This is a genomic window from Allocoprobacillus halotolerans (assembly GCF_024399475.1).
GTDB classification, from domain to species: Bacteria; Bacillota_I; Bacilli_A; order Erysipelotrichales; family Coprobacillaceae; genus Allocoprobacillus; species Allocoprobacillus halotolerans.
In genome coordinates, this window is sequence record NZ_CP101620.1 from 109,552 (window position 1) to 134,260 (window position 24,709).

Genomic DNA, 24,709 nt, shown 5'->3' on the forward strand with positions numbered 1-24,709 from the left:
ATTTATCACCTTCTATGCCTTCCCTATAACTCTTGTTATGCTAAAACTTTTAGTTGTATTATCCATTAATGATTTATACTTAGCTTTTGCTAAATGTAAATTTGTTTCAGTAGTCAATACAGTGTTTATTCCATAAAGGTTAAAATCCTCATCATATCCACCTTTATAAACACGCCCATCATAAGTTTCAGATGTATAAGTTGGAATTTCAAAACTCATGCCATTAGATGTTCTCAATTCTAATTTGTTAAATGCTCTATACGTTCTACTCAATGTTATATCATCGCCCTCTTGAGCACTTCCAGTCCATAAAGTATATTCTCCAGCTATTAGTTTCCAATTGGTCCAACTTTGATTGTAAGCACAAATCCACATTCTTCCTCTAACAGGATATATTTCATACAACACAACATATGCAATCGTAGAAGATATAACATAGGGTGTTTTTAAAACAACCATTTCTGCAATTGGCAAATTTGTAGCACCATCTGGATTATTATAAGTATTAATATACTCTAATCTTCCATTACGTGCCCCTGTTAGGTCGACTTGCAAACCATCATTACTAACAATAGGATATTTTAGAATCCCCGTAGTATCTTTTGTCAAATACTCACTAGCATTTATATTTCCTAATTTTTTAGAATTATCGGAAGTTCCACCGTTAGCCGGCATTGAAGTCGGTTTATTTATTAGGTTGTTATAATCTTGTACACATATCCAATCGTTCCATGTTCCACTTGTTTTCCCTCTTATATAAACTTTTTGATTTGCTAATCTTGGAATATATATTTGATTTTCTCCTCCTGGGACACTTGCATATATAAGCATTGATGGTAGAATAAAAACTGTACAAGGTAAATGACAGAGAAAATCATTGATGGTACAATGTCATATGAATTATAAAACAAACAGAATGAGAGGAAGAAACATATGGCAAAACATACTTATGATAAAGATTTTAGAGAAGGAGTGATTCAGTACTGTTTAGATCATCCAGATGAATCATATGTAAGTGTATCAAAAAGATTTGGAATTCATGATACGACGATTGGTGGATGGATGAAAAGTTACAAGAAAAATAATGATGAAGTGATTATAAGAGGAAGTGGAAATTATTCAAGTGATGAAGCTAAGGAAATAGCCAAATTAAGAAAAGAACTTAAAGATACAAAGGATGCATTAGAAATCCTAAAAAAGGCTATTGGCATACTGGGAAAATAAACCAAAAGGACATCTACGAAAGTGTTAAAGAATCAAAAAAGAAAGATTCAACAATTTCGATTTCCAGTGTGCTAAAACAGTTAGATGTCAGCAAATCAGGTTATTATGATTACATTAATAGAAAGCCAAGCTATACAAAACAAAGAAGAGAAAAATTACAAAGAAAGTTGAGGAAATTTATAGAAATTCTCATGAAATATATGGCTCACCAAAAATAACAGAGATGCTCAATCAAAATGGTGAAAAAGTCAGTCAAAGATACATTTATTCCATCATGAGAGAAAACAGCTGGAAGGCTAGATATGTAAAGCCATACGTTCAAACAACAATAAGTGAGGATTTCTCTTCAAGGCTTAAAAATCTGCTCAATAGACATTTTAATCCATCAAGACCTGATTGTGCCTGGTGTACAGATATAACTTATATAAGAACAGTTGATGAAGGCTTTGTCTATTTGACAAGCGTCATGGACCTATACTCAAGAAAAATCATATCATGGGTGCTGACAAAAACGATGGAAACAGATGAAGTTCTAAAAAGTATTGAAAAGGCAAAGGAAAGAAGGAAGGTAGAAAAACCATTAGTGGTGCAAAGTGACAGGGGCGTGCAGTTCACATCAACTAAATATCAGGAGATGACAGAAGGATTTGTAACAAGTTACTCAAGAAAAGGAACACCATGGGATAATGCCTGTATAGAATCATTTCATGCATTAATCAAAAGGGAGTGGTTGAATTTTTATAAGATAATGAATTATGAAGAAGCATATCAACTTGTATTTGAATACATAGAGGGATTCTACAATACAATAAGGATTCATTCACATTGTGGGTATCAGTCACCCAACGAATACGAGAAAAACTATATGTTAGCAGTGACTAACAAAAATCAAACAACTTTTATTACAAATTCTGCAATTTAAGTTGTCCGAAATCTTGACATAGTACCACATTCCTGTTAGATTTCCATCTATTGGTGCATTTAATGATTTCTTATATGTCCCACTTACAAGACATACTTTATTAACATCTAGATCATTCCAGTTTTTATCTGTACCAATTACAGAGCCATCCAAAGTTAATAATCTTATTAGTTTTCCTAATTTATCATATAATTCCATTGTATCTCCTTCTTTTTCATTACTCTTCTCTGTTAGGATCTAAATCATCTAAAAGATTATCTGCATCGTTTTGCAGAAAGAAAGGCATTCTTTCCTGTAATGCAATCAATGCATCGTTTGTCTCTTTCTGCGACTGAATATATTTGAATTTCTTGTTTATCGAAATAATATTGATTCCTTCAATATTGACTGCATATAATGGTAATTCATTGATGGTTGCTCCAGTAAAAGTATCTCCTGTTGTATAATCAGGTTCTCCAGCATCATTTGTACCTTTTATGACACGAATGTCAAATTTTTCTGTTTTGCCGTTCGTTTCAAAATGTGCAACAATAAGATCAGTACGGTTAACACCAGTAAGACCATTGTCTATTGCAATTTCTTCATAGCTTCCTGGAACGATACGCATGAAACGTCCCTGATTTATTAATAAGCCATCTTTTATCTTTATTAAATTATTGGTTACAATTTCCGCATCCAAGTTATTACCATACTTAAATACTCCATCGTATCCCCATGTAAGATGATGCAGATAAGCATCTATCTCTGCACTGACATTGCTGCCATCCAATGTAATAGCTTCTAGCATTTAATCACCCACCTTGTACTCGATTTTAATTGACTGAATGTTGCCATTCAGTGTTGCTCTTAATATCTTCTTTGTAATCTGCTCCTTGAATGAAATACCTGTTATTTCTTCTTTTGCACCAACGATATCGAACAGTTCGGCATCGTCGGATGTGAAATCTATCGAAACATTATTTGTTCCATTTTCTTCGGCGACTTTCTTTATGGCACTGTTAGTCAATTCTGTAGCATCTTCCTGGTTTGTATCTTCATATTTATAGCTGTTTCGATTCAAGCCAGTATATGCCGCTTCCGATTCCGTAGTGGTCCATGTTCCATCAGACTTCAGATAGAGATTAATTCTAAGCCTTTCTGTCATTTCACCTTTTCCTAAGCACAAGATATGATTGTACGAACTGTTAGGTGTTTCAACTGTCATTGATATACCGTAGCTGTCATCGACCTGAAGCAATTCAGAAAGGTCTATAATAGGCAAAGCCTGAAGATGTACCTTTCCATCATAGAACTTAATATCTAATCTTGAAGGAATGTCAGCTCTATATAACATGTTTTCAAGAGCTTCCAATAAATTGTAATCCCTTATTTGATAATTCACAGTTATGTCACTTAGACCAACATTGTCAACAACATAGAGATCATCAAACCTTCCGCTTACGAGATCTTGAATAGCTGTATTCGCTTCCTTGTTAAGTACCAGATGGGACTGTCCATTTGGCGGCTGAATATATTCCTTCTCCAGAAGTCCTCTAAAGGTTGGCCCTTTTAAAATCACGGTGTTCTTAGATGTTTCAACCTTCATCGAATCAATGATTCCACCATATTCAGAATCATTGCTGAAGAATATGGATCCCTTGTTGAATTGAGTATCCCAGTTCTGTTTGTTCAGTGTAATCTCGAAATCATTGCTTGCAACTTCATATTTTCCATTCTCAATATCAACAGATCCCTTCAGTATATATCCGAGTTCAGTATAGTTTTTATCTGTATAAGTGAATTCTATAGCCATTTCGGTTTGCTCCTTTTCTCGATTAATATAAGTTCACCTGTATCAATTCCATCCCATGTCACCTGTACAGTACCTGGAGGAATCTTAGTAAAGAAATCGGCACGTTCCTTGGATCTATACATGAAAGCATTTGTTACAGTTCCAAATGAAGACACCTTTGTAATCTTTTTGGTTTCAGTATTGATTTCAAAATATTCGCTGTTGTCGATTGAGGACATGATTTGATAAATAATATCTCCTATCTTCACGAATGGATTGACCGCCGGTCCAAACATGCGAATGATGATATCAGAAGATGTCGCAACATCATTATTAATGCTCAATGAACTTCGATTGTTGCTATAAACATATGGGTATTTATATTCATACAGCTTGATGCCTGTACTCTTTTCATCAATCTGCTGTTGATTCAATGTATAGCTCAGTTCTCTTCTCCATAATGGAAAATCAGTGGTAATCGTAAGCTTAACCTTCAGTCGCTTTCTGTTCAAATTTACATTATCATTGGCAACAGCAATAATATTGCAAAAGAGGAAGTATTCTCCAATGTAGAACCTTCCTCTTTCATTTGCGTAAACATCATAATCAAAGATGTCAGAGGCTGCATCAAATTTACTTACATCAATATCTCCTTCAAGAGTATAATTTGTTATCGCTGTCTTGAAGGAAGTGATGCTATCATCGGTAGTGACATTAGTAAATGTATTGCTGAACATATCATCAATATCCGTAAGTGGAAGGTCCTCAATGAAGTCCACTTTCTGATTGGCGGTATTGATGTAATATATGTCGCTCATTCTACTGCACCTCCTTGACGACTCTTCCAAATTCTCTCTGGTTCAACGAAACAGTTATTCCAGCCTTGCTGAATGCATTGACCATTTCATTTCCTAATCGTGTATAATTAATCATCTGAACATTATCATTATCTTTTACCGAAGAACTATCTGAACTATACATTCCATTAACTGTGTTTGTTGCCACATTTGATGCCGGTTTAGAAAAACTATAATCCATTGCTATACCTTTCAAATCATTTAATTCTGTATCCAACTGTTTATCTATCAGGTCAAAAGATTTTGGAAGTTGATCTGCGAATCCAACTTCAATCCCCATCGGCATGAATTTACCAACTTCATCCGCAAGTACCTTAGATGGCGAATGGATACCAAAGAAATCCTTGATTCCATCCAGTACACCTTTACCAAATGATTTGATCTTATTGCCGATCCATCCAACCATGTCATTGATTCCATTCCAAAGGCCTTTTATCAAATTCTTTCCGATATTAACCATTTGGGATGGCAATGATTTTAATCCATTAACTACTGCATTAAAAACACCTTTAACAGCGCCTTTAACTGTACCGGTTGCATTCGTTATAGATTTACCAAATTTTGAAATCATGTTTTTCGCAAGATTCATCAGCGTCTGTGGCAGATTTTTAAGAGCGTTTACAACTGTATTAAAAATGCCTCCAGCTTTTGAACTTACAAAAGACACCATTTTCGAAATTCCATTACCAAAAATTGAATGATCTGTTTTCCTAAGTTCAACCAGTTATAAGCTAAAATTACACTTATAATAGCCTGAATAATTTGTGGAATATTTGCTATCAAAGTCGGTATAGCTGATAAAATCCCTTTAATGAATTGAAGCAGTAATTCAGCGCCCTTCATCAGTATCGTCGGGAAATTATCGTTGATAATATTAGCAAATGTCGTAATAATCTGTGGCAATTGCTGTATCATGACTGGGAGTGCATTCAGAATCCCCTGAACGAGATTTGACAGCATCTCAAATCCTTTTTGTATGATTACAGGTGCCTGATTGGCTAGATTAGTAGCAAAAGTCTGTACCATCATCAAGGCACTTGAAATAAGATTTGGTATTCCCGTAACAAGTCCCTGTGACAGCTGAGCAACCATCGTCATTCCTTGAGATAAAAGCGACGGTGCTTGTGTCAAAAATGATGAAATCAAACTTCCAACAATATTTGCTCCAGCCATTGCCATTCCAAGAACCCCATTTGTCTGTAATCCAGTTGTGAGCTGATTGATTGCATCTGTTCCGAGATTGGCAAGGTTCTTAAGCGGTTCAGAAACACTATCATATAAACGAATAGCAAGTGTTTCCAATGACCCTGTCATCTGCTCGAAAGCACCTTGGAAATTGTCCTGCATTGTTGCAGCCGTTTCCTTGGCTATGCCATCACATTCTTGGAATGATTTAGTAAGTTTATCTAATGAATCAGGACCTTCATTGATAAGTGCCAACATACCAGATAATGATTCCTGACCATAAAGAGTAACAAGAGTATTGTTTCTCTGTTCATCAGTCATACCTTTTGTGGCTTTTTGAAGCATCTGGATCTGATCATGAAGACTCTTCATCTTGCCTTCACTATCATAGAACTCTAATCCTAACTGATCCATCACCTGACACATATCATCTGTTGGTTTAGATAATCGTGACAATGCTCCACGTAATGTTGTACCTGCCTGACTACCCTGGATACCAGCATTGGCCATTAATCCGATAGCAGCTGATGTCTCTTCTAATGAAATGCCTGCCGCTCGAGCAACTGGAGCAATATATTTTAACGCTTCACCAGTTTGTGCAACTGATGAGTTTGTCATGTTTGCATTTGCTGCAAGAACATCCGCAACATGCGCAGCCTCTGAAGCTTCAAGCCCAAATCCTCTGATAGCAGTAGCGGCAATATCTGAAGATGCAGAAAGGTCTTCTCCAGATGCTGCTGCTAAATCCAACAAACCAGGCATAGCTTCCATAGTTTCAGTCACACTGAAACCGGCTGCTGCTAGATTTTCCATCCCTTCAGCTGCCTGTGAAGCTGAAAATGATGTATCAGCTCCTAATTGTAAAGCCTGATCCCTAAGCTTTTGAAAGTCCTCTTGAGTAGCACCAGAAATAGCCTTGACGCGTGACATCTGTGCTTCAAAGTCTGACCCCATCTTTATGACTGCAAGTCCACCAGCACTGATTGCTGCTGTACCAGCTACAAAGGCTTTAGTCACAATCGACATGCCTTTTTTAGCACTGTTACCTATACTCTGGGTTCCTTCATTGAACCCCCTCTCATCAATCCTTGTATCAAATTTTAAAGTACCATCAACATTGCTTGCCATGCATTCATTCCTCACTTTCTTGACGCATGGCTCACGGCTCTCTTAGTGCACTTTAATCTGTACTTTTATTTCCTTATTACATCCTTTACATTTGATATACACACCTTTAACAAGAGCAGTATTATCATATATAAATAGACGCTTGCCACAATAAGGACAAGCGTACCAGATTCTTTTGTATGGTGGTTTTTCCATATCTCTCACCTCTAAAAAGCATTAGCTATATCTTCATCACTCATAACATTTACGACAGGAATAGCAATCTGCTTTTGAATTCTTCTTATTCTTCTCTTTTCTTCTTTATTTTTAATTTTTGAAATATCCATCATTCTATAGGCAATTCTTTTCTTAAGCTCTGTATTTTCATTTAGTGAATCAAATAGTGCATTGAATTTCCACCAATGCATATATTCACATGTCATAAGATCAATGCCATAACATTCTAAAAAGCTCCTATGATATAAGGTGCATCGTATTTGTATGAAAATGCAAATCTTGATGCCTTCTTCCCATTGAATGAGCCATCATGGGAGCCATCCTTACTTCCGTCTACATTACCTTTCATGAATGTATTGATAGCATGAACGCATTTTTTTAAATCACTAGGTTTCTCATTCATATACAGACCACAGATATAATTAACGATAGCATAATCATCTACACCATCCATAATCATTTGCTGGAGTTCTATATAATCACGAAAATCCGTATAAATCATATAGCTGTTATGATCTACAACAACAGTTCTTGGAAGATCATCTGTGAGTAGATTAATCATTTCATAGCCTTCTGTTTAGAACGACGAGCTGCTCTATTCTTAGTTGGCTGAATGATAGCATTTCTTCTTGCGTTGATAGCATTCATCTGTAAACTTGCAAATTTAAGAAAAGATGCATAAACTTCTTCCCATTGTCCCATATGATATTTCTTTTGTACTATCTTGTCTGCATCATCTTTACCAAAAAGATTTTCAAATAGACGATAATACAAATCACAGTATCTTCTTACGATTTCAGATGTTTTACCATCTTTGGGAAATTCTTTTTCCTGAATGTCCATTTCAGTAAATGCTTTTTCATATTTTTCAAGCGTTTCTGCATCATCTAGATCCATTTCTAATTCAAGACCATTGATGCTCCAAATCGTATTTTTTCTTGGCTCATGGCTCTTTTCCTCCTAATTAGCTTTCCTCATTATTTTGTTAAGCAGAAACAACAACAGTACATGTCTTCCATCCATCTGAGCTTTGAACCTTAACTTCTTCAAAGGCACCTTTATTTCTTAATGTACCACTGTATGTATATGCATCTGTACTGTCACCTTCTGAATCTGGAATAATTGCATATGGTCTTTTCTTTCCATAATACTGATTTTCTTGAGATTCCACAGGTCTAGTAAAATCAACAATAATGATATTTCTAACAGCATCATCACCTGTTTTTTCATTGTCAGTGATATCAATAATATCACTGTGAACTACATTGTTTGTATAATAATCAAATGCATATGAAATTTCTGGTGAATATCCTGTTACATCTGTTACTTCTCCATCTTCATCCACGTATTGTCGAGAATACTCAGTTGGATTTGAAGATTTCGAAAAATCTGTAAATTTAGTCATTCTTGTGAACGTTTCTGTATCTTCAGAAACGACACCCATGAATGCTACTTTTCTCGATCTTTTGACTAATTCTTCTTTTACAGCATCACTCATTAATAAGCCTCCTTCATATATGTAATTCTGCATTGTATTTGATAAATCGCTGATTTGTAATCAGCATTAAACATATATCCTGGTGCAAGAACTTCAATGCTCTGTATACCTTCATATTCAGGCAAAATATTCTTGCTGTTGTTTTCCTCTATCCACTCTTGAATTTTTTCATAAAAGCTTGATGCCTCTATCTGATCAATGACATCTGGCGAACGTATCTCAGAGCTTGAAAAGTTAAAGAGATATTGTCGAAGTGTCGAACCGTCAACATAGCTCTTCACTATCGGATTGGATGTCACTGTCGGATTGATAGAATACTGAATTTTTTCATCCGGATTCAAATAGTCTATATTCAAGCATCCGTCCTTTAGATGAGGACATTTCATGAAATAATCACGAATGGCCTTGATACGCGTTTTATTTTCCGACAATCTTACCAGCTCCTTTTAGAATTACTTTTGCATCATTCGCTTTCATCCTTTCAAACCAGAATGCGCCTCTTTGTGGTGCCCCTTCATAGGTCAAATCTATATCCGTAAGTTTCTTTGGTGCAGGCCCAATCATTAACTTACCGTAATAGTGATATTTCGCATAAGGGGCATTGTACTGAACCAGTCCACTCCCTACCTCAGTTGCTAACGTGCCAGCTAAAATCAAAGCCTTGCTTCGCATTGGAGTAAGAGGATCACATAATCTCAGAACCTCACTATCTACAAAGGTCTGAGCTTTATTGTACTTAGCTGAATATTCTCCACCAAATCCCGGTTTCCATTTCAATTCAGCTACTATAGTTCCATTCTCGGATTTTGTCTGAATGATTTTTCCTCTAGGTGTTTCAACCACAATTTTCGCCATGCTAATTTCCTTCGCATCTAATATGTCTAGAATAAGGAAGACTGTTCAAATTGTATGTCACAGTTGCGACAGTAAAACTGTCAGGATATTCTTCTCTTATCTGCCCATAACTCAAGCTTTCAATAGTCGCCATACCATGAATCATGATGTCACCTTTGTTTATCTCCGGTATATTTTCAACATTCTCGAGTGAAATTCTAACCTTGATAATGTCTTTTGCCTCGACAGTAGTATTGTTTATACTGGACTGCTGGGTTCTGAACCACGACGCATTTTTAATGATTTCTGAAACGAGAATATTTTGTCTTGTTGTGGAATCATATTTCTTATACACATGCGTTACCAATTCTTTGCAGTCAAGCATATGTCTACACCTCCATAGAGCAATCCCGTATCAGCTAGATAAAGCTGAACAGTAGATAAAATCTCATCATTCAATTCCTCTTTGGTCTTTGCTTTACCATATGAAACAGAGTGCCCGTCAGTGGATTCACTTGATATGCCATATTTTGCTGATGGGATGGCATCATTTTTATAAATAGTATCAGCGATAGCACATATACAGTCTTTTACTTTTTCATCCTCATCAACGTCCATGACATCAATCTTTCCAAAAGTAAGACCAGAAACATGTGCTCTGGCCTTCTTTTCGTATTTCTTAAATTCTTCCTGTGGAATACTATCACCATAGTATTCTTCTCGGTAATAGTTGAAATCAACTGCTTTCATATTAGCCAACCAATTTGACTGCTAATTCAGGATATAATAACTTAATTCCATAAAGAACATCCAATGATACATAATCTGTTTTAGTGTTTGTATCATAGTCATAGACAACTCTGACACCAAGTCCATTGTCCTGTACCACTGCTGCTTGCTTATTTCCCATAGGAAGTTCCAATGTTCTCGTTACAAGAGCAATTGCATTTCTATGGAATGCCAATGAATGATGTTTTGTAACGATATACGCATCTGTCGCTTCATCAATCTGAGTATGCAATGGCATGTCGATTTCTACATCAGAAGCAGCACCTGAAGCAGCAGTTGCATCTTTTGTAATACGATACATACGTCCATCGATGATTAATCCGTCACCAATTTTCAATGTTCCTGTTGTAGCTGTTGCTCCTGTAATCTGTATTTTCTTTTCATCAATATTTCCTGTAACCTTACATGCTGTCATTGTTCCTGGAGTAGCTGCAAATGAATATGGAGCATTTTGATCCATGTAAGTATCTAATGAATAAACCTTACCAAGCTCTGCATTTCTTAAAGTATCTCCTGTCCCAGCATAAGATACCTTAGAAAGATTGTCCGTCAATGCATAACGATATTTGTGTTCTGGGTTCATTACAAGTCTACGCATAGACATAGGTGCCTTGTTGATGTCAAGCATCTTTGAAATGTCTGCAATATCTTTTAAATTTGTTGGATTGGCAGTTGCTGTTACGGCATTGTTGACTCCTGCTACGACATTTAGAATGTCCTCATCAATTGATTGTGCAATTGCCATTAACGCTGGCTGAAGGAACTGTTCTGAGAAATTCTTGATATCCAATGTTAATTCCTTAGAAGTCACCTTGAATGAAACATCTCTGAAGTGGTCTAATTTGACACTTTCTTTTCCTTCGACCGCATCCTGAACTACAATGTTCCCTGTAAAGTTATGTGCCACAAATTTAGCTGGCTTACGAATAGTAATAGTATCACCAACTCCTGCAACAAATTCTGAATCATAATCTCTATGCACTAAGTTGGCCATAATCAAGTTATTCTGTAAAACCATCAAGGCTTCTCGTGCAATAATTTCTGGTGTTAAAATTTGATTTGGCATTTTTTATTCCTCCTTGTCTATTGTTTTTCACGCCACGCTCTATATTCTTCCATGCTCATTTTTCCTGGATCTTTTTCTTGTGGTGATTTTCCATGGTCAATACCACCATCTTTAGGATTTGATTGGGTATCATCCCCTTCGTCATTGCTTACGAACATGTCAGAATAGCTTTCAGTCAATGATTTACCGATTTCTTCAATTCCAGAAATCTTCCCGTCTTCACCAACTGTCAATTTTGAATAATCAAATTGTGAACGCATCAATGCTCTATGCTTTGTTGGATGCGCATCGAGCCAAGCATCCACAGCATCACGCTTTTTCATGTCTTCTTTCAATTGTCTGGTTTCAGCATCATGCTTAGTTTGAGTGTTTTTTAATTCTTCTCTTAGCTTTTCGATATCTGAACCATCGAACTTCTCTGCTGTTTCTTTCAATTGTTTAATTGTATCATTTGCAGTAGCAAGTTCTTTTTCTTTGTCATCAAACTTCGATTTTGAAACATATTCTCCACTTGCTAGATTGGCCAATTTTACTTTATCATTGCCTTTTAGCTTCGCTTCAACCTGAGAATACAATTCATCACCTAAAAATTCTTTTAACCATTCCATTTTCTTTCCTCCTGTGTTTTTTATATCCGGTTCTCTCCGGTTTAGGTTGGCTGTTTTATATCTCTTGCCATCGAGACACAAGCCTTTTAAACGTCATGCTCCAGGACAAAATAAAAAGCACCTGCTTTACGCTGTGCTCTTTAAAAATTAATCATTTAACAATTTATCAATTATTTTTTCAGCTGTTCTAACAGAATCATTCACATCTCCATCAATAAGAATATCAACTGTATAGTCATGCAATGCCTCAATCAAATCATTAGGATCATCAGACTGCAACAATACATCACTATTCTCAATGTTTTTTCTTATAAACGATAAATCACTTTCATTTAATGCTATTGCCATAGTCTTTCCTCCTCCCTATTTTCTTGGCGTCGTTTGAATCAGCTCTCCAGTATCTGGATTGATTGTTACAATACATTCATCTGTTTGATAGCTGATACTTCTTAATCCTGACTTTGTTAATGGTCTTTCTTTCAATTCACCATTTTGAAGTGCATTGCTAATCATTTCAATAGATACACCTTTTCTTTTCCCTTTGATTGGTTCATCACTGCTTTCATACTGTCCAATCACTCGATCAATAAAATGTGTCTTGTATCCTGTAATCATTATACCATCTTTTGTTGTAGTACCTACTATTTTTTTATCAATATCATCAGAAATTCTTTGATAAGTCTGGAATTCAACAAGCATTGAAATATCTCCGCTTTTCTGTGCTTTCTGATATCCTTTCATAAGATTTCTTTTTCTTGTCAAGTTATCTGTATTTATACCTGAAGCTCCAACTTTGCCTAAACCATCCATATAGATGCGTTCTTTTTGTTGCTTCATACCCATCGCTTTGCTAAATCGAACATATTCATCCATGCATGATCTATATTGTATCTGAGCATTCATGATGTCTAATTCATTGCCATCTCCTTCTTTGAGCAATGCTATTCTTTCACGATACATTCGCATGTTGGATTCCATTTGCCTCATTCTTTGCTTTGCTTCATAGCCTGTATATTCTTTGCTGTTCCATTCTTTTGGAGTGCTATTGGCCATTTTCTCAAGCTCCTCATCAGTATATGCTCTCACTGATATTCCTTTTACAAATGGATAATAAGTATGATAACAATTTGCTCCACCTAGCCCTGTAACTGAGCCTAATCCACACACAGAAACAAGCTCCTGTCTAGTGAATACAAGCCCTTGCCACAATGCATGTGTAGGTCTGGGATTGGCATGAGCTGATACCTCATAATCATTGGTCCCAATTCTTCTTGCAGTATCTTCAGATAGAGTCCTTGACATTTGAGCAATAGAGGAGATGACAGCTCTTCTTGCTGCAACAGTTATCCTATTGTGATATCCAGATTCATAATCAATCCATCTAACTCCTGATTTTGTCATGGCATTGATTGCTTTTCTTAAAGTTGTATTGTAATCAAATGCTCCTGCTGTTACATCAACAATGATCTGATCCAAAACATTCTGAAAATACTCTGTAAGTTTTACAGCTTTTGTTTTTTCGTCTTCCAAAACAACAAAGCCTAGAGAACGTGACAAATTTTTCATTTCATCATTAGTTATTTTTTTTAGAGCTTTAATGTTGTTTTGAAGCAGAGTGTTCTTTTCAAACGGAATGAAATCAGTGCTCGTTGCTTCATACAATGATTTGTTATCAATGTAATCTGTTTTTATAGCTTCAGTATATAATTTATCAACATACTCATTTGATAGCTTCAAAGTTTCTGTGAGCATTTCTTTGATATCCTTGTCACTATATCCGATTCTTTTCAATTGATTCAACTGAAAATCAGCTGATCTAGTTATCACTCCTGTACTTTTGATTCTCCTGACAATATCTTTAAGAATCCTTTGCTCAAGATCAAGAAAAATACTTTCATGGCCATAGCCATAAGTTTCCATATCTTCTGGTGATATCATGGCAATGCATCAGCCTCGACAGGAAGGTTCTCCTGAGCTTGTTCCAATGTTTCGTTGCGCCATTTAGCACGATATTCATCTTTTCTAAGTGTACCGTTGGCCATATCTGCCTGATCCTGTTTTCTTTCTGTATCCTTATCTTCAATGATTGAATCATCAAAGTCAACTTGAATATCATTACTGTATACTATGCCATTGGAAACATAAAGAACAGCCCTTACCATATCTTCTAGAGCCTTTTTTAAAATAAGTTCATGCTTTCTAAGACGTCTGAACATCTTCGAATTACTTGAAATGATATTGGCAGTATTTGTATATACCTTTCCTTCCTTGAAAACATAATGATCAGAACCAAACCCAACTTTATCAGAAAACAAGTTCAATGCGTCCTGTAATGCCTGACTATGCTCATCAACACGAAGATTAAATTCAGTCTCTTTGATTTTTTCTTTCATATCAGAGCCACCACCATACGCATAAAACGTTGTGTCATTTGGATCAAATGCCGGTCTTACAGACTTGTTTTTGCCGTTTGTAACTGGAGTCACATTGATAACGGACGGATCAAGAAAAAGTCTTTTCTTTCCTAACTGGAATTCATTAAAATATGAATCAAACTTTTCATCACAGTCCATCATTTCATCTAGTGCATTGGCAAAAACTGCCATTCCCATAGGCTCATCAATATCAGAGTTATTAACCATGTTCGGCTTAATAATTTGGAACAAAGGCACAGGAGAATAGATAATCCTCTGTACATCATCTGGAATCTTATCAATGCTATAATTTCCGCCTTTTTCTGCATCAAATATAATATTCTCAACTCTATATTGATTACCTACTTTTTCATGAATATTGACATAATATTTACTGTCGCCTATTTGACTTGCAAAGGCTACATCTATAATTCTTCCATTTCTTATTCGTAAAGGAAAAATCATATTGCCATTAATATAATCAATCTGGCATCCGCTTTGTGTTGAAGCTGAAGCATATTCAACAAATGCGCCTGTTCCTAACGCAAAGCTCAATTCAATGAGTGCATTTGACTGTGCCTGAAAGTCATTTTCACTAAGACAACCCTCAAGAATATCCTGATAAGCATCATCAACTGTAATTTTCACTTTTTCATTTAACAACAAATCAGCCCAGTCCTCACAGCTCTTTTTTGCCATTCCCAGTGATTTCTTTGTTCTTTTGACTTCCTTTATACCATTATAAATCACATATTCATGAAAGGAATCAACTTTGCCACGATACCATTCTCTCCATAACTGCATATGTTCCCTATGATTCAGTGAGGTCTGAACATCATAGCCTAATTTTTCAAGAAAATCTCTCACATCACTTGCTATCATTATTTCACCTCCCTTAATCGTTCAACATTGGAAGCATGTTGACTATATAATCCCAAGCTCCCATGACAGCATATCTCGTCGCATCCTGGCAATGATCGTTTTGTTTGATTGGTTTCTCTTTTCCTTTATCTATAGAATCTGGATCATAACTATATAGATACATTTCTTTTTCTAGTTCCTTTTGATAGATGCTTAATTTCAGGACATAAAAAATAAGCAGTTTCTGAACTCTGCTTATCCCTAAATCAACTGTGTTATCTATTTTTGGAAATATCACTTCTGGACATACACGCTTAATTTCTTCAGCGAGTCCAACTGCTGATGGATCAATGCATGCATAAACTGGCATCTCTCCAAATGTATCATATATAGAATCAATGAAATCACGAAAATCACCAGCATATTCACTAGGACTCTTCTGAACACCTGTATCTCTTCCAGAGTGATAATATTCAAATAGTCCCTGAAATTTCTTGTTATAGAAATCTAACCCATAGGCTTCATAAGTCGTTGCGTTCAATTGTCCTGCGTCTATACCCACGAACAACAAATCATATGCTATTGATTTTTTGGGGTCCACAACATGCTTCTCCGGATTGAACATATAATAAATCAGATCATCCAATCCAACTGATTTTCCAAGCCAAATCCAGTTATACATTTTCTCATCTGCCTGTTTCATTGCGTTGGCTTCATCAATCAGCTTTTGTCCAAGCCATGACACAGGAACGTCCTGATATGTGACATGTATATGAATGCAATCATTTCTCTGTTCCATCTTATGACACCACTCATTAATTGGTGCTTTTGGATTCTTGGGTGGATTATATAGATAAAGCATTCTAAAATCCTTATCATTACCACGAACGAATGTGGCTACAATGTTATTTATCTCATCTTCGCCTTCACCCTTGTCAAAAAACTCCGTCAACTCATCAAGGACAACAAGCTTTATAGCGTTATTTTCATCAATCATACCTTTTGTATCATCCACGCTGTCAGAACCAGTAAAATAAATGGTGTTTGAGTTCTTTAGGTTGGTAATACGCATGGGCTTTTTTGTAATCTTGAAATACTTTTTATTCAGTTTAAGCCTCTTCATAGCGCGCAGGCATTCTTTGAATACAGTTTTTTCAAGCTTCACATGATGCTTTCTCATAATGACAACCGCTGTACCTGCTTCTCCTGCAATGAGATAATCAGATAATATTCCCATATATGAAGATTTAGTACCAGCACGCCCAGATGTTAAAATCTGATGCATATGATCAACATCATTGAATAGGGCATGAAACTTTGGAATGATGATGTCTGATAATTTAACCTCTTGGTAAATCATTGACAATCATAACTCCTTCCTCAGTGTCATTTTCGTTTGTCTTTGCACTAACCGCATTAATTTGAGCACGAATAAGATTAACACGTTCTTTCTGCTCCTCAGTAACCATATCCCAATTTTTGTGAAGCATATCATTATACTGCTTTATCATGCTTTCTAGAGTTTTCATGGCACGACTCTGAGCAGATAGAAAAGTAGCCTGCTTATCCCAGGCTTGTTGAACTTCCCAGCGTTCACCAACAACATTGCCATCCTTTTCTTCGATCTTCTCAATAGTCTTATCTTGCTGATCATGTACATACATGAGCTTTTGAGCACGAATAATTGCTGCAAATTGCAATTGGATATTCATCCACAATGTATCAATTTCATTTGTTGGCATTTCTCCAATAATCTGCTGAGTTTCTTCTGGCAACCATTTAGAAAAAAAGCCATGCTTTTCCGCATGCTTGTTACCTGGAGGACCAGTTGCATTTTTATTGCCTAGGGGTGCACCCTTTTTCTTCTTTGGGGGTGCACCCTCTTTTTATCCATCTTATTCCAGTGGCGAGTTTTCCATGACTTGACTGTATTAATTGAAACATTGTATTTTTCGGCTATTTCCTTTCGCTTAAGGCCTTTCTTATAATCCTCATAGGCAAGTTCCCAGTTCTCTTTCAAGTCATACCACCACCTCCTATTTGTCGTTTTGGGTAAAAGAAAAACCACAGCAGTGTGTGGTTTTAATTGATTTTTTCAACTGTTAATAATCCTGTATTTGTTTCTAATATATCTATAATTTTTTTCTATTTAATTCTCCACTCAAATATTTCTCAAACATTCTTAAAAGTGTAATTGTTTCAATAATTAAACTTTTATTCCTAATTGCAAGTTCAATAGCATTATTATGCACTTCTTCTCTTTGAGATAATGGTTTATTTCTTTGATGATCAATAATAAGCAATGATACTATATTTTCTTTATCAACTTCATGTTCATCAATATAATTTTGTACATGGATATCTAATTGGGATACATTTGCATTTTTTACATTAGATGTTACTCCCTTTATTTCACCAATAAATACTTTATCATCAATCTCAAAATTAAAATCTTCTTTTTTTACATCATTAAATCCAGATAAGTCACATCCTAACATTTGTTCCAATATTTCAAATACAACATCAACCAGCTCATCCCCTGAAGTATAAAGAATAGATTTGTATCTCATATTTCTTTTTAACACTTTTTTTGCATTATCAATATCTTTACTTGCATTTTTTATAATTTCTGTTTTATCGTCGATAATTTCTAATTGCCTTGCATCGTCAAACATTTGTTCCTCCTTAATCCAATCAGGTTCTTCTTCTTTGTCTACTATTAAATGTATTTGTTTAAAAAATTTAATTAACTGATCATAAGTTGAAATATTTAATGTTGATAATATAACCTTGTTACATTTTATAGTTGTTGGCCTTTCACTTTTTTCTGACAGTGTCAATACGTTACTTGCATTATAAAAACAAAATGATGCATTTATATTTTCATCACCAATTTTTGTAATAGTATTTTCGTAAATTATTTTAAGATCTGCTATTGGTCTATATAAATAATTTAATATGTGTGATTTTAAAGTACCTATTATGTCTTTTAATTCGTGATATTTTCTATATCTACCATCATAATCAATGTGATAATATAGTTTTAAATTCTGTGGAAAAAAACAATAATTGACGCTTTTTTACTAAGTCCTATCATGTCTGAGATACTGATAAAATCATTCATAATATTTACGTAAGAAAAACTATTACCATTATTTCTCCAAATCTTTTCATCCTTTAAATCTATAACATTTATATCAAAATCATCTAATGATCGTGCATCATGTATTTTATTTAGAACAATATCTTTTCCATTAAAATTTTCTTCATTTCCTGAGTATGTAAGTATTTGAATCATATTTATTTCCCCTTCCCATTTGTATTTATTCTACACCATTTTCCCTTTTAAAGCGACACCACAAGCAGAAAAAATGTATGTTTAAAGGGGATTTCAAAATGAACTCTATGTCTAGCTGGCTTATTATTATATGAAAGGTTGGTAAAATGTGATGTCGCCATAAAAGAAAAAGAACACTTACGTGCTCTTTCACAAGGGATATTCAAATTATCGGGGAAACGTTCATCCATCTTTGCCAGTTCCTGACATTATAATAATATCATACTATGCGATTAACATGTTTAACATTTTTAACATCTTTTCAGTTTACATAACTTTTTTTGTGATATACTATAAGTGAATTAAGAAGTGACTGCATAATGCATCATTAACAGAAACGAGAGGACGGCAATCCTCTCGTTTTTATATCTAAATTCTTTTTATTTAGCTCCAACCAATTCGTTTTCTTGTTCTTCTTGTGATAAAACTTCTTCTAAAATTTTATTTGTTGGTAATAAATAAATCAACATATCATCTTTTTTCTTAAATAATTGAAATCCAAATTTCTCATAATATCTTTTAAGATTTTCATCATCTTTGCAGTCAACATGCGTAACTACACTAGGGAAAATCATATGTATATCTTTAATCCTTGAAAAAACTAAGCTCATTAAGATATCTCCAGTTATATATTCATTATAACCATTTGTATAATTTTTGGCTAGCTGCCCAATTAACAAAGTTTTTATATTTTTTCCTATAGGATACGTTGTCCCAAACAATTTCTTTCTATGTCTAGATTTTAAAGAATCACTTAACTCAACATTACTTTGACCTAACGCATATACAGCGACTAAATATGTTTTTCCATATGATGGTTGTGCATATACAAGATAGGTTCTAGCCAATCCAACTCTTTCAAATTCATAAGCTTTATAGTGAATAAAATATTCAACATCAGGATTTAAAGGACAAGAAAAATCGGAAAGAATTTTCATTATTTCATCCTTTCCGATTTTTTGATTAATCATATCATATAAGGATATAGTTCTATATATCATTTTTATTAATTCCTAACATGTTTAAAATAGCTTTTTTCCCTTTAACATCTTGATGACCAATCACTTTTTTTGTTTTTACTTTTTTTGTTTTGTTCATGATATTATGGAATCTATTAACATCTGAACGTTCGATTACATAAGTATCAGTGAAACTTTTTGTTGCCATAATATCTCCTCCTTCTAGTATAGATAACTTCTATACGTATGTATTGTACCATAAGTCATATAATAATATCCATACTTTGTCAATATATTTTTTATTTTTTTACTATCTAGCCAGATATCCATATATAGCTTTTCTAATGAGTCTTTTCACATGAACAGAAGAGAAATGAACTTTATTACCAATTGCCGTATAACTTTGCTTTTCTATATACCTTTCATAGATTAGCACCTTATCAATACCTATAAAATTTTTTTCAATAAACTGTTCTATTTCTTTCTGTTGCTCCCTGCATTCTTCAATCTTCTGCATGTATACCAGCATCATATCATCCTGTGCTGTGCCTTTTTCTTCCTGAGAATAAGAAATGGCCTTCAGTCCACCCATCTTGTTCTCATACAGAATTATATCGTATCTAAGGCTTTGATATTTTTTTAGATAGTTTTCAACCTTTTCATACGAATCCATTTCCTAGTCCTCCTGATCAGCACGTCTAATATCTGCATAAACAATAATCCCACCAACAACCAGCAGTGCTGTTTCTAGCATTCCAAGTCCTGCGAAGAAATTAATAAGCCAGTTAGGCATAGTCACAACTCCTCTCATAATAAATTTTTCAACATTAATTCAAGCTTCTTTATGTATTTATCTATAATCAGCTGCGTACAAGGAAGCTGAACGAATTCTCTTTGCTGATACAAATCAATGAGCTGTTTCATCAAATCTTGTTTATTCATTTTAACAACTCGCTTTCTTCAACCTTTTCATAAGTTTTTTCGAATATATCTGGTTTACATGGATATATTTCGCCATTTATTCCTTTTATGATGTAATCATTTCTACTTGCTTTCATATCACCTTCGAGAGTATGTATAATAAGTTCTTCATGTGGAACTCCTTTTCCGACTTGCCACGCAGAATCATTTACGTTATACGAGCATTTGCTGCCACAAAACTTCTTTACTTCGCTTGTGTTTCCTGTCCATTGAATAGCTTCAACTTCTACTGGTTTCTTTCTATACTTCATCATCTTTCACTTCCTTTTCTTCTCTAAATATTCACAAATCATTTCATAAATTGGCATAATCAGTAATTCATATAAAATCAAACAACCTGCAAATATAAAAGCAATTGTAACAATACCCCATACAATCCATATAATAATTATCAAAGAATAAAATGTTGTATATAATTCTGTCATTCTTGATACTCCATAGCCTTTGTAACTGGGAAGAAACGTCCTTCTTCAAACACTGTTCTTAAAAATGTTAAATCACCATTTTCAAACTCAATATCAATTTCACTATTCACGCTTTTTATTTTGAAAATCCATTCTGAATTATCATCCCAAACCCACATATTAGGTTTTAAATCTTCAAATTTGTATGGTTGATGATTAAATACGTATTGAATCAAACCATCAATTATATCTACATATTTATCTAAATCTTCGCCTGTTATGCAATCGGTTCCAAAAGTGTTATCCCATAATTTACTTAATGCAGTTTCACATTCTTCTTTAGTCAACATCTTCATCACTCCAATCATAAATTCTTAACCTTTCTTAACAAACAGCTCACCATTCTCACTTAAACATATGATCAATCGTTCCTGCTCATCATAATGTCTTATCACATGTATCTCATTGACCTGCGTATCGTCGTGATAAGCAACCTTATTCAAGGCATCCAGCACGACCTTGACCACATTATCTACGTCAGGTTTCTTTTTGGATTAAAAGCATTGCTCAACTTCAAAGCCTTATTTTTCTTTGTATCACTCTTGTTTGGAGAAAAGCACACATACATGCTCATTCGTATGCTTTTATCAGAGATGTAATTTGTGTGCTTTAGGTAGCTGTTTTTAATCAGTTTTTCATATTCAACAGTTTTCTTATCTGTATAGGCAATACCCATTCTTGTAAATCTCGGCCTTCCCTTTCCACGGACACCTGGAACTTCAAAGATGAGTCCACTCTCAGGCCATTGGGTCGCCATATTCCTCGTCCTCGAATTCTTCAGGAGGTTCTTCAAATGACTCTTCTCGATTTTCCACATATGCTTCAATCTTCATCTGTGAACTGTCATTTTCATTAGGTACAACGGCAAATGCAGTAAAGATCAAAGAAATTTTAGACAGATCATCTTCTGTTTCAAATCTCAAATAATCATAGCCATTATGAACATTGAATATATCAAACATTTTAAGATACCCGACATCATCATCACTGATCCATTTTCCTGTTACGGATGCTATTTTTGCTATCTTCTTGGTGTAGTGCTTATCCATCTCATCAACCCAGCTATCATCCATTCTACCCTCTACATAGGAAACAATATTATCTCTTGTTCTGGCATTGCTCAACGCATCACCTTCCACTTTATCAAGCACAAAAGATTTGTTGGGCAGTTGTTTCAGCTGATAGATGCACTTGTCAAAATCATATGCATCAATCAGTCTGTCTATATTTTCTAATGATTCATATACACCACAATAACCAGGTGCATAGAAATATAATTTATCAAGCAATCCTGCAACATATGTTCTTTCATCTGTCTTTCCAAAAATCTTGTTAACACAATCAAGAAACTTGTACAGTTGTCTTTCTTCTCTTGTTATCTTCATCATCGCTTCTATCCTTTCAGTACATCTTTTAGTTTTTTATTCAATGGTTTCATGAGCTTGTATGGAAATTCATTGGACTCAAGATATTCAAAATAGGTCTTTGTTATAGAAAATCCGTTCATTCCACTGAATGTTGAATGGGAATAAGGTGTAAATATGATTCTCTCCAGCGCTCCAACAATATCTTTGTCAATAATCTTACGTTCAGCGTTTCCAATGCACATCTTATTGCCAGAAAGTTCATTCGGCATCGGATATTCATAGAGTTCTGTTTCTTCAGCTTTGTATTCCTTGTAAGAGTAGCACTCTATACTGCCAACTTTTTCATGAGAAAAATAAACAATGTATATGGCATTTGGGAAATTGATATTGTATACAAGCATATTGCCACTGCTACTTTCAGCATAATTGACAATTCTTTTCTTTTCCTCCTGCTTGATGACTGTATAGTGTTCGTCAATGGCAATGATCTGTGGATTCAACAAAATAATATTTTTTGTTGGAACATACTTTTCAGCTTTCCTTTCAAACGATTTTCTGATGATCTTGCAGAATTCCTGAGTTTCAATTTTCTTGAAAACCAGTTCATTTCTGCCATGGTCTTTGAATGCAATTTCAACTGCATTACTTTCTGAAGTAATTCGTGCAATCAATTCCGTCATAGAATCACCTCGCCACCCGGTGCTGCATGACATTCCAAAATTTTGGAAAATAAATAGCTGTTATAGTCATCCTCTCGAGAATAATACAAATAATCATTCATGTTAGCTAAAGCTCTCTTGAATGACAGACTTTCTTGATTGGTATCCTTGATTCCAAATATTTCAATAAGTGCCTTCATGCCATCATAGACTGTATCCATATCGAAAAATCCGTTATAAGCAACTGCTTCAATATTGTAATTTTCAGCAAATACAAATTCTCCATTGACCATGTAGTACTTGAGCTCATTAAACATCAATCTTACACGTAAATTCTTTGCGTAAGCCTTTCTTAGCTTTCTGGCATAGGATTTATTTTTCAGCCTTACATATGAAACATTCACTCTTTCTGTTTCTGCATCATACCCATCAATGTATCCAGAATGATTTGGATCCTCAAAATCTTTAAGACAATCAATTATGAAATCATTAAGATATTTATCAATCTTTCTGTTTGAGTTGTATGGCTTGTAGTTATCTATGCGATAATGCTCAACATCAATATGGCTACCATCATCCAAAGCAATTGCAAAGTCAAAGTCTTCACACTTGACATCAAAATGCATTGTATGCATCACACATGACAGAAGCATTGTAACCAGAACGTTATCATAACTCATGTCAAGTGCATCACCAAGATGCATATCGTTAAGATAGTTATCCTCATGAAAACCATATTCGTATATGTCAACAAATCCTTCAGGACCGTTATGGACCGCTACTTCTATCTGGTTTTTTATTTCATCATCAACGGTGAAATCATAAATAAATCGAAGGAAGCAAGTCAGATCATTGTCTTCCATTGCATCAAAATCATAATCATCATCAGTCTGAGTAAAATACTGAACCAAATCGCTCAACACGCTGAACACCACCTTTCAGCTGTCTCATCAGCAACGCATTACAATGTTCCAAAAGATAGTTGGCCATTTTATTATTCGTAACCAAAAACTGCACATTTCCCTTTGATGCCTGTACCTCGCAAGATTCATCAAGTGGATGAACATCATCTTCAAGTTTATATGTCTTGCTTCTAAGCGCTCCATAAATCTTTCCATCATGAGAATATCTATAGGCAATGAATATGTTTCCTTCATATTCTCCATTTGCCGAATCCAGATAATAGCATCTTTCAAGATTTTCAAACGTATATTCGAGTATCTTTCGAGTAGCATCATTATCAACGCAGCCAATAAGGACAGGTGTGTAAAGATAGTTGTTATTGCAGTATTCAAGAATCTCATTTTTTGTCAGGTAAAGGCCTATAGCTTCACAATGTGTATCATAGAAGGTGTTAATCTTAGCAGACAACGCAATCGACTTATACTCTCCTATATCCTGCTCCTGATAGGACTGGCGCTTCATGTTCTTTCTTTCAACACGGTCACCATCTACAAGTAGCATCTTGTGGTCAGTATTGATAAGAAGCTTAGGAAGGTCCCTTGCAAGAAGAGAACCAGTTCCACCAACTCCAACGATAATGAATACATATCTTTCCCCCATACGATT

At 34.8% G+C, this 24,709-nt stretch carries 36 protein-coding genes and 3 pseudogenes; 2 read left to right on the forward strand and 37 right to left on the reverse strand.

What is annotated here, in order from left to right; translation table 11 throughout:
- Window positions 1-12: 12 nt before the first annotated feature.
- A complete protein-coding gene (locus tag NMU03_RS00645; protein WP_290140427.1) occupies window positions 13-831 on the reverse strand; it encodes a hypothetical protein in 819 nt (272 codons plus the stop codon).
- A gap of 102 nt (window positions 832-933) precedes the next feature.
- Here NMU03_RS00645 and NMU03_RS00650 point away from each other — a divergent pair, with 102 nt between their 5' ends.
- Both NMU03_RS00650 and NMU03_RS00655 read left to right on the forward strand, forming a co-directional pair.
- On the forward strand, window positions 934-1,224 hold the full coding sequence (locus NMU03_RS00650) for a transposase (RefSeq protein ID WP_290137672.1): 291 nt from the start codon (window positions 934-936) through the stop codon (window positions 1,222-1,224).
- 151 nt (window positions 1,225-1,375) lie between these two features.
- Window positions 1,376-2,146 (forward strand): annotated as a pseudogene (locus NMU03_RS00655) (IS3 family transposase); the annotation flags it as partial.
- A gap of 217 nt (window positions 2,147-2,363) precedes the next feature.
- On the opposite strand, the gene NMU03_RS00660 reads toward NMU03_RS00655, so the two are convergent.
- The 36 genes and pseudogenes from NMU03_RS00660 to NMU03_RS00835 all read right to left on the reverse strand — a co-directional run bounded on the left by NMU03_RS00660 (window position 2,364) and on the right by NMU03_RS00835 (window position 24,703).
- On the reverse strand, window positions 2,364-2,933 hold the full coding sequence (locus NMU03_RS00660; RefSeq protein WP_290140429.1) for a hypothetical protein: 570 nt from the start codon (window positions 2,931-2,933) through the stop codon (window positions 2,364-2,366).
- Window positions 2,934-3,938 (reverse strand): Gp37-like protein, encoded by a 1,005-nt coding sequence (locus NMU03_RS00665; protein WP_290140431.1) that lies wholly within the window; start codon window positions 3,936-3,938, stop codon window positions 2,934-2,936.
- On the reverse strand, window positions 3,929-4,735 hold the full coding sequence (locus NMU03_RS00670) for a hypothetical protein (RefSeq protein ID WP_290140433.1): 807 nt from the start codon (window positions 4,733-4,735) through the stop codon (window positions 3,929-3,931). The genes NMU03_RS00665 and NMU03_RS00670 overlap by 10 nt, the downstream gene beginning before the upstream one ends.
- 1 nt (window position 4,736) lies before the next feature.
- On the reverse strand, window positions 4,737-5,444 hold the full coding sequence (locus tag NMU03_RS00675; protein WP_290140435.1) for a phage tail protein: 708 nt from the start codon (window positions 5,442-5,444) through the stop codon (window positions 4,737-4,739).
- Window positions 5,429-7,087 carry a phage tail tape measure protein gene (locus tag NMU03_RS00680; RefSeq protein WP_290140436.1) on the reverse strand — a complete coding sequence of 553 codons (1,659 nt, stop codon included), beginning with the start codon at window positions 7,085-7,087 and terminating at the stop codon, window positions 5,429-5,431. Before NMU03_RS00680 ends, NMU03_RS00675 begins: the two co-directional genes overlap by 16 nt.
- A gap of 42 nt (window positions 7,088-7,129) precedes the next feature.
- On the reverse strand, window positions 7,130-7,282 hold the full coding sequence (locus NMU03_RS00685; RefSeq protein ID WP_290140437.1) for a hypothetical protein: 153 nt from the start codon (window positions 7,280-7,282) through the stop codon (window positions 7,130-7,132).
- A gap of 11 nt (window positions 7,283-7,293) precedes the next feature.
- A pseudogene (locus NMU03_RS17440) lies at window positions 7,294-7,865 on the reverse strand (Gp15 family bacteriophage protein).
- Complete coding sequence (locus NMU03_RS00700) at window positions 7,862-8,230, reverse strand: DUF6673 family protein (protein WP_353956725.1); 369 nt, start codon at window positions 8,228-8,230, stop codon at window positions 7,862-7,864. The pseudogene NMU03_RS17440 and the gene NMU03_RS00700 overlap by 4 nt, the downstream one beginning before the upstream one ends.
- A 58-nt stretch (window positions 8,231-8,288) precedes the next feature.
- Complete coding sequence (locus NMU03_RS00705; RefSeq protein ID WP_290140445.1) at window positions 8,289-8,801, reverse strand: hypothetical protein; 513 nt, start codon at window positions 8,799-8,801, stop codon at window positions 8,289-8,291.
- The gene (locus NMU03_RS00710) at window positions 8,801-9,232 is read right to left on the reverse strand and encodes a hypothetical protein (protein ID WP_290140446.1); all 432 of its coding nucleotides are present in this window, start codon (window positions 9,230-9,232) and stop codon (window positions 8,801-8,803) included. Before NMU03_RS00710 ends, NMU03_RS00705 begins: the two co-directional genes overlap by 1 nt.
- On the reverse strand, window positions 9,219-9,656 hold the full coding sequence (locus NMU03_RS00715; protein ID WP_290140448.1) for a minor capsid protein: 438 nt from the start codon (window positions 9,654-9,656) through the stop codon (window positions 9,219-9,221). The genes NMU03_RS00710 and NMU03_RS00715 overlap by 14 nt, the downstream gene beginning before the upstream one ends.
- Window position 9,657: 1 nt before the next feature.
- Window positions 9,658-10,020, reverse strand: coding sequence for a DUF6751 family protein (locus tag NMU03_RS00720; protein WP_290140450.1), 363 nt, complete (start codon window positions 10,018-10,020; stop codon window positions 9,658-9,660).
- Complete coding sequence (locus NMU03_RS00725; protein WP_290140452.1) at window positions 9,996-10,385, reverse strand: head-tail connector protein; 390 nt, start codon at window positions 10,383-10,385, stop codon at window positions 9,996-9,998. The genes NMU03_RS00720 and NMU03_RS00725 overlap by 25 nt, the downstream gene beginning before the upstream one ends.
- Window position 10,386: 1 nt before the next feature.
- Window positions 10,387-11,490, reverse strand: coding sequence for a major capsid protein (locus NMU03_RS00730; RefSeq protein WP_290140454.1), 1,104 nt, complete (start codon window positions 11,488-11,490; stop codon window positions 10,387-10,389).
- A gap of 17 nt (window positions 11,491-11,507) precedes the next feature.
- Complete coding sequence (locus NMU03_RS00735) at window positions 11,508-12,098, reverse strand: phage scaffolding protein (protein WP_087935565.1); 591 nt, start codon at window positions 12,096-12,098, stop codon at window positions 11,508-11,510.
- 147 nt (window positions 12,099-12,245) lie between these two features.
- Window positions 12,246-12,446: a hypothetical protein gene (locus NMU03_RS00740; RefSeq protein WP_290140456.1), complete on the reverse strand. Its 201-nt coding sequence runs from the start codon at window positions 12,444-12,446 to the stop codon at window positions 12,246-12,248.
- A 15-nt stretch (window positions 12,447-12,461) separates the two neighbouring features.
- Complete coding sequence (locus NMU03_RS00745) at window positions 12,462-14,036, reverse strand: phage minor capsid protein (RefSeq protein WP_290140458.1); 1,575 nt, start codon at window positions 14,034-14,036, stop codon at window positions 12,462-12,464.
- Window positions 14,033-15,394: a phage portal protein gene (locus NMU03_RS00750; protein ID WP_290140460.1), complete on the reverse strand. Its 1,362-nt coding sequence runs from the start codon at window positions 15,392-15,394 to the stop codon at window positions 14,033-14,035. The genes NMU03_RS00745 and NMU03_RS00750 overlap by 4 nt, the downstream gene beginning before the upstream one ends.
- Before the next feature lie 13 nt (window positions 15,395-15,407).
- Window positions 15,408-16,733 (reverse strand): PBSX family phage terminase large subunit, encoded by a 1,326-nt coding sequence (locus NMU03_RS00755; RefSeq protein ID WP_290142398.1) that lies wholly within the window; start codon window positions 16,731-16,733, stop codon window positions 15,408-15,410.
- Window positions 16,714-17,181, reverse strand: a pseudogene (locus NMU03_RS00760) (hypothetical protein); the annotation flags it as partial. The pseudogene NMU03_RS00760 and the gene NMU03_RS00755, both read right to left, overlap by 20 nt.
- A 35-nt stretch (window positions 17,182-17,216) precedes the next feature.
- Entirely contained in the window at window positions 17,217-17,393 is a 177-nt protein-coding gene (locus tag NMU03_RS00765) for a LuxR C-terminal-related transcriptional regulator (RefSeq protein WP_290140462.1), read from the reverse strand.
- Window positions 17,394-17,505: 112 nt separating this feature from the next.
- Window positions 17,506-18,048 carry a hypothetical protein gene (locus tag NMU03_RS00770; protein WP_290140464.1) on the reverse strand — a complete coding sequence of 181 codons (543 nt, stop codon included), beginning with the start codon at window positions 18,046-18,048 and terminating at the stop codon, window positions 17,506-17,508.
- A 368-nt stretch (window positions 18,049-18,416) separates the two neighbouring features.
- Window positions 18,417-18,671 carry a hypothetical protein gene (locus NMU03_RS00775; protein ID WP_290140466.1) on the reverse strand — a complete coding sequence of 85 codons (255 nt, stop codon included), beginning with the start codon at window positions 18,669-18,671 and terminating at the stop codon, window positions 18,417-18,419.
- A 419-nt stretch (window positions 18,672-19,090) separates the two neighbouring features.
- Entirely contained in the window at window positions 19,091-19,648 is a 558-nt protein-coding gene (locus NMU03_RS00780; protein ID WP_290140467.1) for a hypothetical protein, read from the reverse strand.
- A gap of 52 nt (window positions 19,649-19,700) precedes the next feature.
- Window positions 19,701-19,877: a hypothetical protein gene (locus NMU03_RS00785; protein ID WP_290140469.1), complete on the reverse strand. Its 177-nt coding sequence runs from the start codon at window positions 19,875-19,877 to the stop codon at window positions 19,701-19,703.
- Between the two features lie 102 nt (window positions 19,878-19,979).
- Complete coding sequence (locus tag NMU03_RS00790; RefSeq protein WP_290140470.1) at window positions 19,980-20,342, reverse strand: hypothetical protein; 363 nt, start codon at window positions 20,340-20,342, stop codon at window positions 19,980-19,982.
- A gap of 134 nt (window positions 20,343-20,476) precedes the next feature.
- Window positions 20,477-20,611: a hypothetical protein gene (locus NMU03_RS00795; protein ID WP_255374726.1), complete on the reverse strand. Its 135-nt coding sequence runs from the start codon at window positions 20,609-20,611 to the stop codon at window positions 20,477-20,479.
- Window positions 20,608-20,904, reverse strand: coding sequence for a hypothetical protein (locus NMU03_RS00800; RefSeq protein ID WP_290140474.1), 297 nt, complete (start codon window positions 20,902-20,904; stop codon window positions 20,608-20,610). The genes NMU03_RS00795 and NMU03_RS00800 overlap by 4 nt, the downstream gene beginning before the upstream one ends.
- 3 nt (window positions 20,905-20,907) lie before the next feature.
- On the reverse strand, window positions 20,908-21,075 hold the full coding sequence (locus NMU03_RS00805; protein ID WP_290140475.1) for a hypothetical protein: 168 nt from the start codon (window positions 21,073-21,075) through the stop codon (window positions 20,908-20,910).
- The gene (locus NMU03_RS00810) at window positions 21,072-21,422 is read right to left on the reverse strand and encodes a hypothetical protein (protein ID WP_290140476.1); all 351 of its coding nucleotides are present in this window, start codon (window positions 21,420-21,422) and stop codon (window positions 21,072-21,074) included. Before NMU03_RS00810 ends, NMU03_RS00805 begins: the two co-directional genes overlap by 4 nt.
- A gap of 6 nt (window positions 21,423-21,428) precedes the next feature.
- Window positions 21,429-21,581 (reverse strand): RusA family crossover junction endodeoxyribonuclease, encoded by a 153-nt coding sequence (locus NMU03_RS17445; protein WP_353956642.1) that lies wholly within the window; start codon window positions 21,579-21,581, stop codon window positions 21,429-21,431.
- Between the two features lie 5 nt (window positions 21,582-21,586).
- Window positions 21,587-21,871 carry a RusA family crossover junction endodeoxyribonuclease gene (locus tag NMU03_RS00815; RefSeq protein ID WP_290140477.1) on the reverse strand — a complete coding sequence of 95 codons (285 nt, stop codon included), beginning with the start codon at window positions 21,869-21,871 and terminating at the stop codon, window positions 21,587-21,589.
- Window positions 21,852-22,499 (reverse strand): hypothetical protein, encoded by a 648-nt coding sequence (locus NMU03_RS00820; RefSeq protein ID WP_290140479.1) that lies wholly within the window; start codon window positions 22,497-22,499, stop codon window positions 21,852-21,854. Before NMU03_RS00820 ends, NMU03_RS00815 begins: the two co-directional genes overlap by 20 nt.
- Window positions 22,500-22,507: 8 nt before the next feature.
- Window positions 22,508-23,161: a hypothetical protein gene (locus NMU03_RS00825; RefSeq protein ID WP_290140480.1), complete on the reverse strand. Its 654-nt coding sequence runs from the start codon at window positions 23,159-23,161 to the stop codon at window positions 22,508-22,510.
- Window positions 23,158-24,063 (reverse strand): hypothetical protein, encoded by a 906-nt coding sequence (locus NMU03_RS00830; RefSeq protein ID WP_290140482.1) that lies wholly within the window; start codon window positions 24,061-24,063, stop codon window positions 23,158-23,160. Before NMU03_RS00830 ends, NMU03_RS00825 begins: the two co-directional genes overlap by 4 nt.
- The gene (locus NMU03_RS00835; protein WP_290140484.1) at window positions 24,026-24,703 is read right to left on the reverse strand and encodes a ThiF family adenylyltransferase; all 678 of its coding nucleotides are present in this window, start codon (window positions 24,701-24,703) and stop codon (window positions 24,026-24,028) included. Before NMU03_RS00835 ends, NMU03_RS00830 begins: the two co-directional genes overlap by 38 nt.
- Between the last annotated feature and the right edge of the window lie 6 nt (window positions 24,704-24,709).